The organism is Bradyrhizobium sp. 186 (assembly GCF_023101685.1).
Lineage (GTDB): Bacteria > Pseudomonadota > Alphaproteobacteria > Rhizobiales > Xanthobacteraceae > Bradyrhizobium.
Window position 1 is genome coordinate 6,887,113 of the sequence record NZ_CP082164.1, and the last position, 15,128, is coordinate 6,902,240.

The window sequence follows — 15,128 nt, forward strand, 5'->3', positions numbered from 1 at the left end:
ACGCCGTGGGCGAGACGGACTCATGGACGACCTGGCGTCCAGCCCACCGCGTTGAAATCGGCTGGCGCGGGCATCACCTCGGGCTCCGCCGTCGCCTTGCGCAGGATTGCATCCGCACGGTTTGAATCCGTGGTCTCGACCGGTGCACTTGACTTGCTGACTGCGAGTATTCCCGTCAACTCCGGCGGCACGGACATCACGTATTGGTCCGCCGCATCGATCAGCCGGAGCACCTCATCGCGAATGAAGGTCGCTGACCATTCGGAAGGCAACCCCCTCACCGCTGCGAATTCCTCGGCCGGGATCGACAGCGCATGACGACGGATCTCGTCGATCGTTCGACGCGGGGAGAAATTGGGCGGCTTGCCGGCCGCGGCAAGGACAAGCGGCCCCAACGGACAATAGTCCCGACCAATAGCGACGAGATCGGCAATGTCCCGCGCCTTCGAGCGGCCGGCGGCGGCAAGTACCTTGTTGATGGCAAGGTCCGCCTGATGGAGCCGCGCGCCCCATTGCTCGTCCCTCACCAGCGGAAAGAACCGAAGCCTCGTCTCCGCGAACCACTGGATAATCGTCGATTCGGAATCGTGCGAGACAGTTGCATCGACGCAGCCATAGATGATGAAGTCCCGATGCGTCTTGAAGCCGGCGGCATCGAGAACGGCCAGATCGGCCTTTGCGCTCTCGGTCACCTCTTCGTCTGTATCGTGGAAGATGTCGATGTCGTCGGATCGTCTCTGCCAATCCTTGTTCAGCATCAAGCCGCCGGCGAGGTAGCTGCTCTCGGAGCGGTTTTTCGCCAGGAGGCGAAGGATGTCGCTCTGCAACTTGCTAAGAGCCATCTCAGTTCTCCTGCTCGTTGACGCGATCCAGCATCTTCCTGCCCATGGCAAAGGCCCGGGCGTCGCCACGATCGATCATGGCGCGCGCGGCAACCGCGGCACGTGACCGGACATCAGGCAGCCGATCGAGATCGACGTTGTCGAGAATGCGCGGTCCGTAGAGGCGAAGCGCATTGTCGAGAAGTGACTGGAGTTCCTTGATCCAGCGATGTTCCGCTCGCATGCGTGAGGCGATCGCCAGCACCTCGTCGCGGGCGCTCGGCGGAATGAGGACTTCGACCCGCACCAAATCTGCGGCGCCGCCCTCGTTTCGGTATTTCCGGACACGTTTGTTTGCTGGGACCACGACAGCCTGCTCCTTCAGCAAATCTATCATGCGTATCCCGGTTACGCAAATTTGTATCCCGGTTACGCGACCAAGAAACTGATGCAATTAGAGTTTCTTCCGAAATCATTGGATGGGATGAATCTCTTGACGCGACGCGCGGACCAAGGATTGGCAGCGGCCTCGCCGAAAGCCGCCGTGCCGCGACACGCGAGGACACCATGACCAAGCCGCTGCGAGAGCGAACCAGACGGCTGATTAGTGCACTTTCGATCGCAGCGGCGATCGCGCTGCCCTGCGCCGCAGCCGCCGAGGACACGCAGCTCGACAAGATGCGCGCGAAGGTCTCGGCCTTCGTCGGCAACATGATGGAGAAGCTGGGCGGCTCCCGCATCATCTACAAAGTCGATACCGACTCCTTGCGCGAGACCATCGTCACCGACCTGCGCGACGACGCCTACAAGAACCTCCGTGAGAGCCGCATTGCCTTCTCCGGCCTTGCGATCCGCGACGGCGGCGTCGAGGTGCGGATCGCGGATGCCAAGGGTCGGGAGCAACTCGTGCGTAAGCTCGCGTCAGCCGCGGAGGCATTGCCCAAGCATGCGCTCTCCGTGGCCGACGGCAGCGACGGACTGACCAGGCTCACGCCCACTGATGCCGCACTCGCCGCCAGCATGCACGATCTCGTCGAAGACTCCATCACCATGATCGAGCAGCGCCTGAAGGACAGCGGCATCAAGCTCGCCAGCGTCCAGCCGGACGGGCCGGACCGCATCCGCATCTTCCTGCCGGGCGTGATGGAGCCCGAACGCGTGACCGCGATCTTTGCCAAAAAGGTCAGAGTCAGCTTCCGCATGGTCGATCTCTCGATGCCGGCGGAGCAAGCGCAGCTCGGCACGCCTCCCGCGGGCTCTGAGGTCCTGTTCGGCTTCAAGGACGAGCGCCCCTATCTGGTCGCGAAGGACAGCGCGCTCGAGGGCGACGACATCAGTTATGCCGGTCCGGGCTTTGCGAGCGGCACGCAGGATCCGATCGCCTCGTTCCGTTTCAACGGGCGCGGCACGCGGCGTTTCGCGCACATCACGGCAGAGAATATCGGAAAACCCTTTGCCATCGTGCTCGACGACAAGGTGATCTCCGCCCCCGTGATCCGCGAGCCCATTACCGGCGGCTCGGGCCAGATCTCCGGCAATTTCACCCTGGAGGAGGCCAATAGCGTCGCCATGATGCTGCGCGCCGGCGCGCTGCCGGGGCACCTTGCCCTCGTCGAGCAGCAGCTGGTCCAGCCCGCCGCCAAGCCGTAAGGCCGGCGAGCTCCGCCTCTCCTGTCGCACCAGCGACCCCGACAAAGCCAGTCTTCCTTCGTCCATCCGGGGTGTCGAAATCGCACGAAGCCGGCCCGGGCGCGTCGGGCGGCCAATTGCCGAATCCACCGTTCGGGATAGAATTGCCGGACCGCCGGAAATTCTGGTCAAACGCTCGTCATCCGATCTCGATTATCCCTCTTCGGGACAGCGATGAAGACCGGCGGTCTTACGCAGGGGACAATATGATGCCTTCCGGCAGCGCAGACATTTCGTCGATCCTCGACCGCATTCTCAATGGGGCGGCGGACAATCTCAGGATCGCGAAGATTTTGGTCCAGATGGGCCTCGATCCCGACAACATCACCTATGACGCGCTGTTCAACCGGGTGCTGGAGATCGTGGTCCAGAACATCACGCTGGCCAATCTGTTCGCCGCGGTCGGCGCCGGCTTCTTCGTGGCCACCCTGCTGATGCGGACGATGGTGCCGCTGCGCGTGGCCAACATGATCGGCTGTGCGCTCTTCGCCGTTTTCGGCGCGCTATCCGCGAATGTCTCGACGTTCCTGCTGTATCTTCTATTGCTACCGATCAACGCCTTGCGCCTGCGGCAGATGCTCAAGCTCGTCAAGAAGGCGCGCCATGCAGCCGAAGGCGACATGTCGATCGAGTGGCTCAAGCCGTTCATGACCGAGCGCAAATATCGCCGCGGCGACACGCTCTTCAAGCTGCGCGATCCGGCGAACGAAATGTTTCTCACGGTCACCGGCAAGTTCCTCGTCAAGGAAATCAACATCGAGATTCTGCCTGGAGCTCTCATGGGGGAGCTCGGCTTCCTCACGCCGGACAACCGGCGCACCGGAACGGTCGAATGCATCGAAGACGGTCAGGTATTGACGATCACCTATGACCGGTTGCTCGAGATCTACTTTCAGGATCCGCAATTCGGCTACTATTTCCTCGTCCTCACCAGCCAGCGTCTGCTGCAGAATATCCAGCGTTTGCAGGACCAGATCGCAGCCGAGCGGGCTGCCACCACAAACCGGATCGCATGATCGGCTCCGCGGATCCGTCGCTGCCGCTCAGCTCAACAGCAGCGCCATGCCGGGATCGCCTTTCTCCATCGCGCGCCGGTACGCCGAGCGGGCGCCAAACCGGCCGAGATACTTGATCAATTTCAGACAACGCGAAAGATCATAGGGCTGGAAGTCAGCCGTGCCACCCTGGCCTCCAGGAGATCAAAGGCGCGGTCGGCGCGCGCCTTGGTCGGCCTGGAGCGCGCTTGCAGTCAGAGGACCAGGCTACGCAAGGCCGAGATCATCTTGTCCGACGCATAGGGCTTGTTGAAGAAACGACTCCGCTCCGGAAGCTCGGCATGCTCGAGCAGCATGTGCCCGGAGACGACGACCAGTTGGATCGGAGGCCAGCGATTCCGCACCACCCCGGCCAGACGCAGACCGTCCATTGAGCCGGGCATATCGACGTCGGTCAGCACGATCCGGATATCGTCGCGGCTTTCCAGTACGACGATCGCCTCGTCGGCGTTCTGTGCAAAGACGGGCGTCAGCCCGGCGTCCTCGACGAGATCGCCAGCGATCATCCGCTGAAGCGGATCGTCCTCGACGACCAGTACGACCGGTTTCTTGAACTCTTCGACCAGAACCACGCTCAAGCCTGCAACGATGTCAGAGGAAGGCGCATCTCGGCCTTGAGACCTTGGGGTGCCCACGGAAATTTTCGTCCCGCAATCTGCCATCTCCCCGCGGCTGCTGCCAACCTGGGATCGTGCATTTGGTGAATGGCGCCTACCCCGGCACCGCTCTCGTGCCGGGCGCCAAGAGGATAGCCACTCTTGAGTGAACCGGGCGAAAGCCCTACCCCGCCTCGTCCGTCACCATCCGCGCCACGACGCGGTCGCGGCGGATGAAGTGGTGCGAGAGGGCCGCGATCACATGAACCGCGATCAGCGCAAGCAGCACATAGGCAAAGAGGATGTGGCGGTCCTCATAGGCGCCAGCCGCCTCGCGATCGGGAGAGGTGAATTGCGGCACGTGAAACAGGCCGAAGAAATCCGAATAGTCCGGCGCGTGTGCACCGGAATGCGCCCAGCCCAGCATGATCACCAGGATGACGGCCAGATAGAGCGCGCCATGGCTGATATGGGCCGCGATCTTCCGCCAGCGCGAGGTCTCGGCCGGCATGGCGGGCGTTGGGTTGATAACGCGCCATGCCAGGCGCAGCACCGTGAACAACAGGATCAGATAGCCGATATCGGCGTGGATCGAGCGGTAGAAGAAGCGGTCGGGGCGCGCCGGGATGTGGTTCATCCACCAGCCGAAGCCGATCGTGCCGATGATGGCGAGCGCCAAAATCCAGTGTAGCCACCGGGCGGCGCTGCCCCAGCCGGTATTCGTGTTTCTGATCATGTCGGCGACCCCGGAATTTTGCGGAGCCGTCTGCACCGCAGCACCAGTGCTGATAGCGGGACATTGCGGCAAGTATGAAATGGAATCGTTCCAAGTCGGACTTTGGAAGGCCCGGCCGCAAAACCGCCCCAAAAACCGAATGGTAACCATGACGGGCTAAGGTGATTACGTGACCAATTCCCCGACGATCCTGGTGTTCGATTCCGGCCTTGGCGGGCTCACGGTGCTGCGTGAGGTCGTGGCCGCGCGGCCGGACGCGCATTACGTCTACGTCGCCGACGACGCCTTCTTCCCCTATGGCCACCACACCGAGGACGAGATCATCGCCCGCGTGGTGCCGCTGATGGGCGAACTGCTCGAAACGCACGACCCCGACCTCGTCGTCATCGCCTGCAACACCGCCTCGACTCTGGTGATGTCGCACCTGCGCGCCGCCTATTCCGTGCCCTTCGTCGGCACGGTGCCGGCGATCAAGCCGGCCTGCGCGCAGTCGAAGAGCCGCCGCGTCTCGGTGCTCGGCACCAAAGGCACGGTCAAGCGCGAATACACCCGCGCATTGATCCGCGACTTCGCCCAGGGCTGCGAGGTGACCCTTGTCGGCTCGCCCGAGCTCGCATCGCTTGCCGAAGCCGCACTCGGCGGCGATACGATCAGCGACGGCGACATTCTCGCCGAGCTCGCCCCCTGCTTCGTCGGCGATCCCCAAGACGCGGGCGCGCGCACCGACACTGTCGTGCTCGCCTGCACGCACTATCCGCTGCTGCTCGACCGGCTGAAGCGGCTGGCGCCCTGGCCGGTCGACTGGATCGATCCGGCGCCCGCGATCGCCCGCCGCGTCTCGGATCTGCTCGGCTCGGGCTCGGGGGGCGTCGCGCAGTCCGGCGCCGAGATGATCTTCACCTCGAACCGTGTGCATGGCCTTGGGCCTGCACTGACGCCGTTCTTCGGCGGCCGCGTGCTAGCCTGACTTTGCGCGCCGACGGCGCGCTGCTAGGCTCCGCCGTCGTCATCTCTCCGCAGGTTTTTCCATGTCGGTCCCGACTACGCCGCTCAACCGCCTCCGCCAATTGTGGCGCGAGGGCCGCCCCGCCTTCGGCGCGATCGCGACGATCCCAAGCGTGCAGACAGTGCAGATCATGGCGCGGTCGCTTGACTGGATCATTGTCGATCTCGAGCATGGGCCGATCGGACTTTCGGAAGCGCATGCGATGATCGCGGCGACGACGGGGACGCCATGCACACCGCTGGTGCGGATCGCGGCCAACGAGCCGTGGCTTGCGAAGGCGCCGATGGACATCGGCGCCTTCGGCATCAATTTTCCGATGATCACCACGCCCGCCGAAGCCGAGAAGGCGGTGCGCAGCGTGCGCTATCCGCCGCGCGGCGATCGTCTCTGGGGCCCGTTCCATGCGCCGTTCCGCTGGGGCCAGTCGATGCCGGACTATATGGCGAGCGCCGACGACGAGATGATCTGCATGATCACCATCGAGCATGTCGATGCCGTCAACCGCATCGACGAGATCATGGCCACGCCCGGCATCGACGTCGCGGTGATCGGCCCCGGCGATCTCGCCACCTCCATCAACAAGCGCGGGCAGATGGACGATCCGGAGCTGTTGGAGCTGATCGCGCGAGCCGAGGCCGGCATCCTCAAAAGCGGCGTGCCGATCGGCGGCGTGGCCCGCACCGCCGAGCAGGCCAACCAATTGGTCGACCGCGGCTACCGCGCGATCGCGCTCGGCTTCGACTGGTCGCTGTTCCAGCGCGGCATCATGGCGGCGTTCGAAGGGATCAAGCGCTGAGTGGTTGAGGGCGGTCTTGCCGGGAACGGCGGCGCTGCTAGCTAGGGTCGGCCGTTCCAGGGAGGAAAAACCATGCTCAAAAAGACTTTGTTCGCTCTGTCCTTTGCCAGCCTTGCCTTCGCCAGCCTCGCCTTTGCGGCCTTCGCCCAGCAGCCCGGCATCAAGCGCACCCCGCTCCAGAAGATCGAATTTCCGGAAGGGTATACGACGGTGACCACGATCGCCGAGCTGCCGCCGGGCGGCGCCGCCGGCCGCCACACCCATCCCGGGGTCGAAACGGGCTATGTCATGGAGGGGGAGATCGACCTCCTCGTCGAGGGCCAGCCGGACAAGCACCTGAAAGTGGGCGATTCCTACGTGATCCCGGCCGGCGTCGTGCATGACGCCAAGACACATGGCGATAAGCCATTGAAAATCATCGGTATTTATATTTTCGACAAGACCAAGCCGCTGGCGACGCCGGCGCCTTGATGATGCGGCGAACCAACCGGCCCCAAGCCGGTTGGTTCATGCTACAGCGGGCGGCAAGCGGGGGCCCCTCGCTGCACATATTTCAGTTCCTCGGGAACCAAAGAACGATGCGCGGCCAACCAAAGACCATTTCGCTGCCGCGCCGATTGATTATCGACCTCATGCGCGCCTCCATGGGCGTGCCCTTCGTCTCGCTGTCCCGACCACTTCAGATCCGCCCGCTGCTCGAGGCCCGCGCCGCGGCTGCCGCACCGGCTGGCTGGGCCGCGATGTTTGTGAAAGCCTTCGCCCTGGTTGCCAAGGACGAGCCGATCCTGCGCACGGTTTATGCCAAATGGCCATGGCCGATGCTCTACGAGCTGCCGAAGAGCGTGGCGCTGGTGGCGATCGCCCGGGTCGAGGACGGCGAGGAGTGCGTCCTGCCGCAGCGAATCGCCGCCCCGGAGGCCCTCTCGCTGGCTGAGGTCGATGCCCAGATCCGGCTTGGCAAGACCGCACCGATCCAGGACGTGCCGATGTTCCGCAAGATCATGCGGGCGACCCGCCTGCCGCTGCCGCTGCGACGCCTGTCCTGGGCGATGGGGCTGAATTTCGGCCGGCAGCGGGGCAACTGGTTCGGCAGCTTCTCGGTGACCTCGGTGGCCGCCTATGGCGGTGGCGAGCTCCATGCGATCGCGCCGGGCCCCTTCATCGTCAGCTATGGGGTGGTCGAGGCGGACCAAACCATCCATGTCGTGATCCGCTGGGACCATCGGGTGACCGACGCCGCCCCGATCGCCCGGGTCCTGACCCGGCTGGAACAGGTGCTGAACACTGAAATCGCTGGCGAATTGCGGGCGGCCGGGCCGAAACCGATCCGGGCCGTAAGGACGTGACCGCGAAGCGGTCATCCCGGGGCTGCGCACCGCCCCGGAATGACGGTTAGAGAATTGACAGAACACCCCAAACTCCCCTAAAAGCCGCCTGCTCGCGGGCCGATTTCGGCCCGCGAAGCGTTTCGCGACCCGTGGTCCTGTCCCTTCCAGCTTTGGGGATCGGACCTGTCGGTGCCGGGCTTGCCCGTCACACAGGAGGGCGCGTTTCCTCAAACCCTGAACCTAAAGAGGACGCGATGACTAAGCGCAGTGAGGCGAAGTACAAGATCGATCGCCGTATGGGCCAGAACATCTGGGGCCGCCCGAAGAGCCCCGTCAACCGCCGCGAGTACGGCCCCGGCCAGCACGGCCAGCGCCGCAAGGGCAAGCTCTCCGACTTCGGCGTGCAGCTCCGTGCCAAGCAGAAGCTGAAGGGCTACTACGCCAACATCAGCGAGCGGCAGTTCCACGGCATTTATGTCGAGGCCAGCCGCCTCAAGGGCGACACCGGCGAGAACCTGATCGGCCTGCTCGAGCGCCGCCTCGACGCGGTCGTGTACCGCGCCAAGTTCGTCTCCACGATCTTCGCCGCGCGCCAGTTCATCAACCACGGCCACATCAAGGTGAATGGCCGCAAGGTCAACATCTCGAGCTACCAGCTCAAGCTCGGCGACGTGATCGAGGTCAAGGAAGCCTCCAAGCAGCTCGCTCACGTGCTGGAAGCCAGCCAGCTCCCCGAGCGCGACACTCCTGACTATCTCGAAGTCGACCACGGCAAGATGACCGCCAAATACATCCGCATCCCCGGCCTCTCCGACGTGCCGTTCCCGGTGCAGATGGAGCCGCATCTGGTCGTCGAATTCTATTCGCGCTAAGATCTGATTATCGAAAGGCCCCGGTTCGCCGGGGCCTTTTTGCTTAAGAGCCACGTCAGTGGCCATCCCGCCGTTAGGAGGCGTCGCATGCTCTACACCCCTCCCCCGACCGATCCCAAGGCGCCGCCGGTGCGCATCAACCTGCTCTCGGACACGCAGACGCGGCCGACGGCTGCAATGCGCGAGGCGATGGCGCGGGCGGAGGTCGGCGACGAGCAGGTCGGCGACGATCCGACCGTGAACGCGCTGTGCGAACGCGTCGCCGAGCTGCTCGGCAAGGATGCCGCGGTGTACATGCCGTCCGGCACGATGTGCAATGTCACCGCGACGCTGGTGCATTGCCGTCCCGGCGACGAGATCCTCGCGCACGAGAGCGCGCACATCATCGCGCGCGAAGGCGGCGCGCATGCCGCGATCGGCGGCTTCCAGGTCACGCAGCTGAAGGGCGCCGACGGCCAGTTCACGCCGGAGACGTTCCGCAAGGCGCTGCATCCGCGGACCCGCTATCAGCCGCCGCAGACGGTCGTCAGCGTCGAGCAGACCGCCAATATCGGCGGTGGCACGATCTGGAAGAAAGCCGCGCTCGACGAGATCGTGGCGATCGCGAAGCAACACGGCCTCGTCACCCACATGGACGGCGCGCGCCTGCTGAACGCCACCGTGGCGAGCGGAATCTCCCCGCGCGACATGACAGCGGGGTGGGATTCGGCCTGGATCGACTTCTCGAAGGGGCTGGGTGCGCCGATCGGCGGCGTGCTCGCCGGCTCGCGCGCGTTCATCGATGCGGTCTGGCAGTGGAAGCAGCGCCTCGGCGGCTCGATGCGGCAGGCCGGAATCTGCGCGGCCGCCTGCATCTACGCGCTCGACCATCACGTTGAGCGGCTTGCCGACGACCACGCCAATGCGCGGGCGCTCGCCCGCGGATTGTCGCAGATCGCCGGTGTCGAGGTGCAGGAGCCTGAGACCAACCTGGTATTCTTCAAGCCTGACGGCGCCGGCATCGCCGGCGACAAGATGGTCGCGGCACTCCGCCAGCGCGGCGTCACGCTTGCGATGATGGACGGCCGCATCCGCGCCTGCACGCATCTCGACGTCACGGCGGGCCAGATCGAAGAGACCATCGGCTATATCCGCGAGATCGTGCGCGGGGCATAACCCTCCGTAGCCTGGCGACACGACCGCGATCAGCGCCCCATCGCCTGATAGATCAGCGTCTTCAGCGCCAGTTGAATCCGGCCGCGCTGCGTCGGGGTCTGCACCATGAGGATCCCGAACAGATCGTCTTCGGGATCGATGAAGAAGAAGGTGCCGCCCACGCCGTCCCAGCGATACTCGCCGAGCGGCCACGAGGTGGCCGGCGGCACCGAGGTACGCACCGCGAAGCCGAGACCGAAGCCCGAGGTCCCGCCGGGATAATAGTTCTGATCGCGCGCGATTCTGGTCTCAGGCCCGATATGATCTGAGGCCATCAGCGCGATGGTCTCGGGCTTGAGATAGCGCCGGCCTTCATAGGTGCCGCCATTGAGCAGCATCTGCGCGAACCGGGCGTAATCGCCCACCGTGCCGACCATGCCGCCGCCGCCCGATTCCCAGTTCCGCGGCTGCCGAACATCGCGAACCTGCGTCGTCGGATTGATGTTGCGATCCTGTGGCATCGGCTCGGCAATCCGAGGAAATTTGGCGGGGTCGGCGACATAGAACGCGGTCTCGGTCATGCCGAGCGGATCGAGCAGCCGCTCCTTCTCGAACTTCAGCAGCGTCTTACCGGAGATCACCTCGACGACACGGCCGAGCACGTCGGTGGAATAGCCGTAGTCCCACACTGTGCCCGGCTGCTCGACCAGCGGCAGCGTGGCGATCTTCGCGGCGAATTCGGCATTGCTGAGTTCGAAGTTGAAGAGATTGGCGTCTGCATAGAGCTCGCGCACCATGCCGCCGCCGTAATAGCCATAAGGCAGCCCGGAAGTGTGACGCAGCAGATCCTTGATCGTGACCGGACGATCGAGCGGCTCCAGCGCCAGCGCGACCTTGCCGTCCTCGGCCTTCTTCTCGACGCCGACCTTCATGCCGGCAAAGGCCGGAATGTATTTCGAGACGGGATCGTCGAGCGCGAGCTTGCCCTCCTCGACCAGCATCATTGCCATGACGGAGGTGATCGGCTTCGACATCGAATAGAGCCGGAAGATCGTGTCCGCGCTCATCGAAATCTCGGTCGCGACGTCGCGGACGCCGAAATTCTCGCAATAGACCGGCTTGCCGTGCTGCTGGAGCAGCAGGATCGCGCCCGGAAACGTGCCGGCCGCGACCTCGCTCCTGATGTAGTCGGAGACTTTTGCCAGCCCTCCAGGCGAGAAATTGTGGGCGACACGCCGCTCGGAACCCGCCTTCGCACCGAATGTACCGAACAGGAGGACGAGCGCCGCGATCAGCGCGCGGCGCCCGCACATGTCACTTTTCCATGGCTTCATAGACCAACTGCTTCAATGTCCGCTGCACGCGCTGGCGCTCGGTCGGGGTCTGTTCCAGCAGCACGAAGAACATGTCCTGCTTGGGGTCGATCACGAAATAGCAGCCGGAGGCGCCGTCCCATTTCAATTCGCCGAGATCGCCGGGCGGCGGCGGCTTGGCATTGCCGGGATCGGTGCGGACCGCTAGTCCCAGGCCGAAGCCGAAGCCATCGCCGGGAAAGTAGAAGTAATCGCGATCGACGCCGGAGCTCGGGCCGACCTGATCGGTCACCATCAGCTTGAACGTCTCGGGCTTGAGAATCGTCTTGCCGTCGAGGCTGCCGCCGTTGAGCAGCATCTGCGCAAAGCGCGCATAGTCCGCCATGGTCGAGACCATGCCGCCGCTGGCGGACTGCCACTTCTTGACGACGGTCGGATCGTTGATCCGGCCGACCCGGAAATCGCTGTCGTTCGGCACCGGTTGCGCCAGGAGCTTCTGCTTCTCAGGATCAGTGACGAAGAAGCCGGTGTCGACCATGCCGAGTGGAACGAGCAGCTTCTCCCGCTCGATCTCGAGCAGTGGCTTGCCGGCCGCGATCTCCATGACGCGCGCCAGGATGTCGGTTGAATGGCCGTATTGCCAGAGCGCACCCGGCTGGTTGTGCAGCGGCAGCTTGGCGATGCGCTCGGCTAACTCGGCGAGATCGAAATCGCCGGCGTAGAGATTGGCCTCGCGATAGGCCTTGCGGACGAGGCTGTCGCCATAGAAGCCATAGGTGACGCCGGAGGTGTGGCGCATCAGGTCAAGCACCGTCATCGGCTTGTTCGGCGGCACCAGCTCGAGCGACTTGGTGCCGTCATCAGCCTTCTTCTCGACGCCGACTTTCAGATTGGCAAACGACGGAATGTATTTCGAGACGGGATCGTCGAGCTTGATCCTGCCGTCCTCGATCAATTGCATCGCGACCACCGAGGTGAGCGCCTTGGTCATCGAGAACAAACGGAAGATCGTCTTGTCCGTGATCGGCGCCTTGCTCGCCACGTCCTGAACGCCGAAGGCTTCGTGGTAGACCGGCTTGCCATGCTGCTGGATCAGCACGGTTGCGCCGGCGATCTTGCCGGTCGCGACCTCGTTCTTGAAGAACTCGCTGACCTTGGCGAGCTTGTCCGGGTTGAAATGCACGCCCGCCGGGATTTCGTAAGTCCCCTCCGCCCGCGCCAGTGATATCGCACTGATCGACACGAGTGCACCGCAGACGAACGCGCGCAGTCCAAAATGTAAAATCATATCCCCTCCCCGGAAAATGGCCCGGCGGAGTGTACTGACCGCGTCAATCGGCACAAGCGCCGCCGTTCCGCACAAGTGCCTCCACATGAAGGTTGGCGCTCGGCTCCGAGAAGCAGCAGAACACGACGCGGGTGACAGATGGCGCCGCTGGCAGCGTTTCGATTGTTGTGCGGACGGCAATATCGGCAGCCCGGTCGGCGGGGAAGCGATAGATGCCGGTCGAAATCGCGGGGAATGCCACCGAGGTCAACTCGTGCTTCCGGCACAGCTCGATCGCGCGGCGATAGCAGGAGGCGAGCAGATCGTCCTCGCCGAGCGTGCCGCCATTCCAGACCGGCCCGACGGTATGGATCACATGCCCCGCCTTGAGCCGATAGCCTTTGGTGATCTTGGCGTCGCCGGTCTTGCAGCCCTGGAGTATGCGGCATTCGGCGACCAGTTCGGGCCCAGCCGCCCGATGGATGGCGCCGTCCACGCCGCCCCCGCCAAGGAGCGAGGTATTGGCGGCGTTGACGATGGCGTCAACGCTCAGTGTGGTGATGTCGGCAACAATGACGTCGAGCTGGGCGCCGCCGATCCGGCGCGTCAGCGTGGTCAAGCGTCAGGCCGCGACCGCGACGCCCTTCTCGGACAAGAGCTGCTGCAATTCGCCGGCCTGGAACATCTCGCGGATGATGTCGCAACCGCCGACGAACTCGCCCTTCACATAGAGCTGCGGGATCGTCGGCCAGTTGGAGAAGGTCTTGATACCGTTGCGCAGTTCTGCGGATTCGAGAACGTTGAGGCCCTTATAGCCGACGCCGAGATGGTCGAGGATCTGGACGACCTGGCCGGAGAAACCGCACTGCGGAAATTGCGGCGTGCCCTTCATGAACAGAACCACGTCGTTCGACTTCACTTCGTTGCCGATGAATTCCTCGATGCTCATATCCGTGTCCTTCTGGGGCAGAGCCCTCAACAATTGCTTCGGGCCGGCTCAGCCGATCTAACCCGATACTTGCCTATATATGTAGCCCAAACCGTTGTGCATCCAAAGTAAAATGGCGGCGACGAGACCCGGGAGGTCGGCCTGAAGCCGGGCCGGCGGCATGGGCTGATGACGCCAATATCATCTCCGGGGAGGACTTTCATACCGTAGCGGAGCCCCTATCTAGGACGAACCCTGGTTTTGGAACCGGTCAACGCCAACAACGTTCTCTTGTCCTGTCTGGAGAAAAACGTGACGAAACAAGCCTCCGCTACGGCCGCCTCCCCGCTTTCGTCACACTTCTCCGATCCGGGCGGCCTCGCCCAGGCGCTGGAGGACGCGTTTCTCACCGTCCGCAACGAGACCGAGCGCCGGGCTGCGCCGCTGTCGCCCGAAGACCAGCAGATCCAGTCCATGCCGGATGCGAGCCCAGCGAAATGGCACCGCGCCCACACCACCTGGTTTTGGGAGCAATTCGTGCTCGGTGAGCACTGTCCGGACTACCGACCCTTCCACCCGCACTTCGCGTTCCTGTTCAATTCATATTACGTCAGCGCCGGCCCCCGTCACGCCCGGAATCGCCGCGGCGACATCACCCGGCCAAGCGCCGATCAAGTGGGCGCCTATCGCAAGCATGTGGATGCGGCCGTGGTAAAACTCTTCCGCGAGGCCGGGACGGACAAGCTTCGGGCCATCGCGCCGCTGGTCGAGGTCGGGCTCAACCACGAGCAGCAGCACCAGGAATTGATGTTCACCGACATCCTGCACGCCTTCGCGCAGAGCCCGATCCCGCCGGCCTACGATCCGGACTGGCGCTTCCCGGCCTCGACGCGCAGCGGCGAGGACTGGCTGACGCTAAACGAAGGCATCCATACCGTCGGCCATGTCGACGACAGCTTCCATTTCGACAACGAGAAGCCGGCGCATCGTGCGCTCGTCGGCCCGGTCAGCATCGCACGCAATCTCGTCACCAATGGCGAATGGCTCGCCTTCATGCGCGACGGCGGCTATCGGACCGCGACGTTGTGGCTGATGGACGGCTTTGCGACCGTGAACAACGAGTGTTGGGAGGCCCCCGGTCATTGGCGCGAGGTCGACGGTCAATGGCATGTCATGACGCTGGCCGGCCTCAGGCCCGTCGATCCCGGCGCACCGGTGTGCCACGTCAGCTACTATGAGGCGGATGCGTTTGCCCGCTGGGCAGGCAAGCATTTGCCGACCGAGATGGAATGGGAGGTCGCAGCGCGCGCCAGCCAGCTCAACGACGCCTTCGGCATCGTCTGGCAATGGACCCGCAGCGCCTACGCTGCCTATCCCGGCTACCGCGCCATCGAAGGCGCGCTCGGCGAGTACAACGGCAAGTTCATGATCAACCAATTGGTGCTGCGTGGCTCCTCGCTTGCAACGCCTGACGGTCACAGCCGTATCACCTATCGCAACTTCTTCTACCCGCACCATCGCTGGCAATTCACGGGATTGCGGCTCGCCGACTACGACTGAGTAAATCATCCGACGATCAATGCGCGC

Annotated in this window: 17 protein-coding genes and 1 pseudogene; 9 read left to right on the forward strand and 9 right to left on the reverse strand. The window is 63.9% G+C overall.

Annotation, left to right across the window (positions count from 1 at the left end; translation table 11 throughout):
• Positions 1-20: 20 nt before the first annotated feature.
• Together IVB18_RS33315 and IVB18_RS33320 are read right to left on the reverse strand one after the other, a co-directional pair.
• The gene (locus IVB18_RS33315) at positions 21-842 is read right to left on the reverse strand and encodes a hypothetical protein (protein ID WP_247984555.1); all 822 of its coding nucleotides are present in this window, start codon (positions 840-842) and stop codon (positions 21-23) included.
• Between the two features lies 1 nt (position 843).
• A complete protein-coding gene (locus IVB18_RS33320) occupies positions 844-1,218 on the reverse strand; it encodes a hypothetical protein (protein ID WP_247984556.1) in 375 nt (124 codons plus the stop codon).
• Between the two features lie 170 nt (positions 1,219-1,388).
• Here IVB18_RS33320 and IVB18_RS33325 point away from each other — a divergent pair, with 170 nt between their 5' ends.
• On the forward strand, positions 1,389-2,471 hold the full coding sequence (locus IVB18_RS33325; protein WP_247984557.1) for a preprotein translocase subunit SecD: 1,083 nt from the start codon (positions 1,389-1,391) through the stop codon (positions 2,469-2,471).
• A gap of 248 nt (positions 2,472-2,719) precedes the next feature.
• Positions 2,720-3,526 (forward strand): cyclic nucleotide-binding domain-containing protein, encoded by an 807-nt coding sequence (locus tag IVB18_RS33330; RefSeq protein ID WP_247984558.1) that lies wholly within the window; start codon positions 2,720-2,722, stop codon positions 3,524-3,526.
• A 27-nt stretch (positions 3,527-3,553) separates the two neighbouring features.
• Here the strand turns inward: IVB18_RS33330 and IVB18_RS33335 are convergent.
• The 3 genes and pseudogenes from IVB18_RS33335 to IVB18_RS33345 all read right to left on the reverse strand — a co-directional run.
• Positions 3,554-3,735 (reverse strand): annotated as a pseudogene (locus tag IVB18_RS33335) (glutathione S-transferase); the annotation flags it as partial.
• A 24-nt stretch (positions 3,736-3,759) separates the two neighbouring features.
• A complete protein-coding gene (locus IVB18_RS33340; protein ID WP_346732567.1) occupies positions 3,760-4,227 on the reverse strand; it encodes a response regulator in 468 nt (155 codons plus the stop codon).
• Between the two features lie 118 nt (positions 4,228-4,345).
• A complete protein-coding gene (locus IVB18_RS33345) occupies positions 4,346-4,897 on the reverse strand; it encodes a cytochrome b (protein ID WP_247984559.1) in 552 nt (183 codons plus the stop codon).
• Positions 4,898-5,066: 169 nt separating this feature from the next.
• Here IVB18_RS33345 and murI point away from each other — a divergent pair, with 169 nt between their 5' ends.
• The 6 genes from murI (at position 5,067) to IVB18_RS33375 (ending at position 10,054) form a co-directional block, all read left to right on the forward strand.
• Positions 5,067-5,864 carry a glutamate racemase gene (gene murI / locus IVB18_RS33350; protein WP_247984560.1) on the forward strand — a complete coding sequence of 266 codons (798 nt, stop codon included), beginning with the start codon at positions 5,067-5,069 and terminating at the stop codon, positions 5,862-5,864.
• 61 nt (positions 5,865-5,925) lie between these two features.
• Positions 5,926-6,699 (forward strand): aldolase/citrate lyase family protein, encoded by a 774-nt coding sequence (locus IVB18_RS33355; protein ID WP_247984561.1) that lies wholly within the window; start codon positions 5,926-5,928, stop codon positions 6,697-6,699.
• A gap of 72 nt (positions 6,700-6,771) precedes the next feature.
• Positions 6,772-7,170 carry a cupin domain-containing protein gene (locus tag IVB18_RS33360; protein ID WP_247984562.1) on the forward strand — a complete coding sequence of 133 codons (399 nt, stop codon included), beginning with the start codon at positions 6,772-6,774 and terminating at the stop codon, positions 7,168-7,170.
• Between the two features lie 107 nt (positions 7,171-7,277).
• Positions 7,278-8,045, forward strand: coding sequence for an acyltransferase (locus IVB18_RS33365; protein ID WP_247984563.1), 768 nt, complete (start codon positions 7,278-7,280; stop codon positions 8,043-8,045).
• Between the two features lie 236 nt (positions 8,046-8,281).
• Positions 8,282-8,899 carry a 30S ribosomal protein S4 gene (gene rpsD, locus IVB18_RS33370; protein ID WP_128920839.1) on the forward strand — a complete coding sequence of 206 codons (618 nt, stop codon included), beginning with the start codon at positions 8,282-8,284 and terminating at the stop codon, positions 8,897-8,899.
• A gap of 87 nt (positions 8,900-8,986) precedes the next feature.
• Positions 8,987-10,054: a threonine aldolase family protein gene (locus IVB18_RS33375; protein ID WP_247984564.1), complete on the forward strand. Its 1,068-nt coding sequence runs from the start codon at positions 8,987-8,989 to the stop codon at positions 10,052-10,054.
• A 29-nt stretch (positions 10,055-10,083) separates the two neighbouring features.
• Here IVB18_RS33375 and IVB18_RS33380 read toward each other — a convergent pair whose 3' ends face one another.
• The 4 genes from IVB18_RS33380 to grxD are packed head-to-tail and all read right to left on the reverse strand — an operon-like array spanning position 10,084 to position 13,562.
• Positions 10,084-11,346 (reverse strand): serine hydrolase domain-containing protein, encoded by a 1,263-nt coding sequence (locus tag IVB18_RS33380; RefSeq protein WP_247984565.1) that lies wholly within the window; start codon positions 11,344-11,346, stop codon positions 10,084-10,086.
• A 1-nt stretch (position 11,347) separates the two neighbouring features.
• The gene (locus IVB18_RS33385; protein ID WP_247984566.1) at positions 11,348-12,634 is read right to left on the reverse strand and encodes a serine hydrolase domain-containing protein; all 1,287 of its coding nucleotides are present in this window, start codon (positions 12,632-12,634) and stop codon (positions 11,348-11,350) included.
• Between the two features lie 43 nt (positions 12,635-12,677).
• Positions 12,678-13,232 carry an O-acetyl-ADP-ribose deacetylase gene (locus IVB18_RS33390; protein ID WP_247984567.1) on the reverse strand — a complete coding sequence of 185 codons (555 nt, stop codon included), beginning with the start codon at positions 13,230-13,232 and terminating at the stop codon, positions 12,678-12,680.
• Positions 13,233-13,235: 3 nt separating this feature from the next.
• Positions 13,236-13,562, reverse strand: coding sequence for a Grx4 family monothiol glutaredoxin (gene grxD / locus IVB18_RS33395; RefSeq protein ID WP_247984568.1), 327 nt, complete (start codon positions 13,560-13,562; stop codon positions 13,236-13,238).
• Positions 13,563-13,802: 240 nt separating this feature from the next.
• Here grxD and egtB point away from each other — a divergent pair, with 240 nt between their 5' ends.
• Entirely contained in the window at positions 13,803-15,101 is a 1,299-nt protein-coding gene (gene egtB, locus IVB18_RS33400) for an ergothioneine biosynthesis protein EgtB (RefSeq protein WP_247984569.1), read from the forward strand.
• The last annotated feature ends 27 nt before the right edge of the window (positions 15,102-15,128 follow it).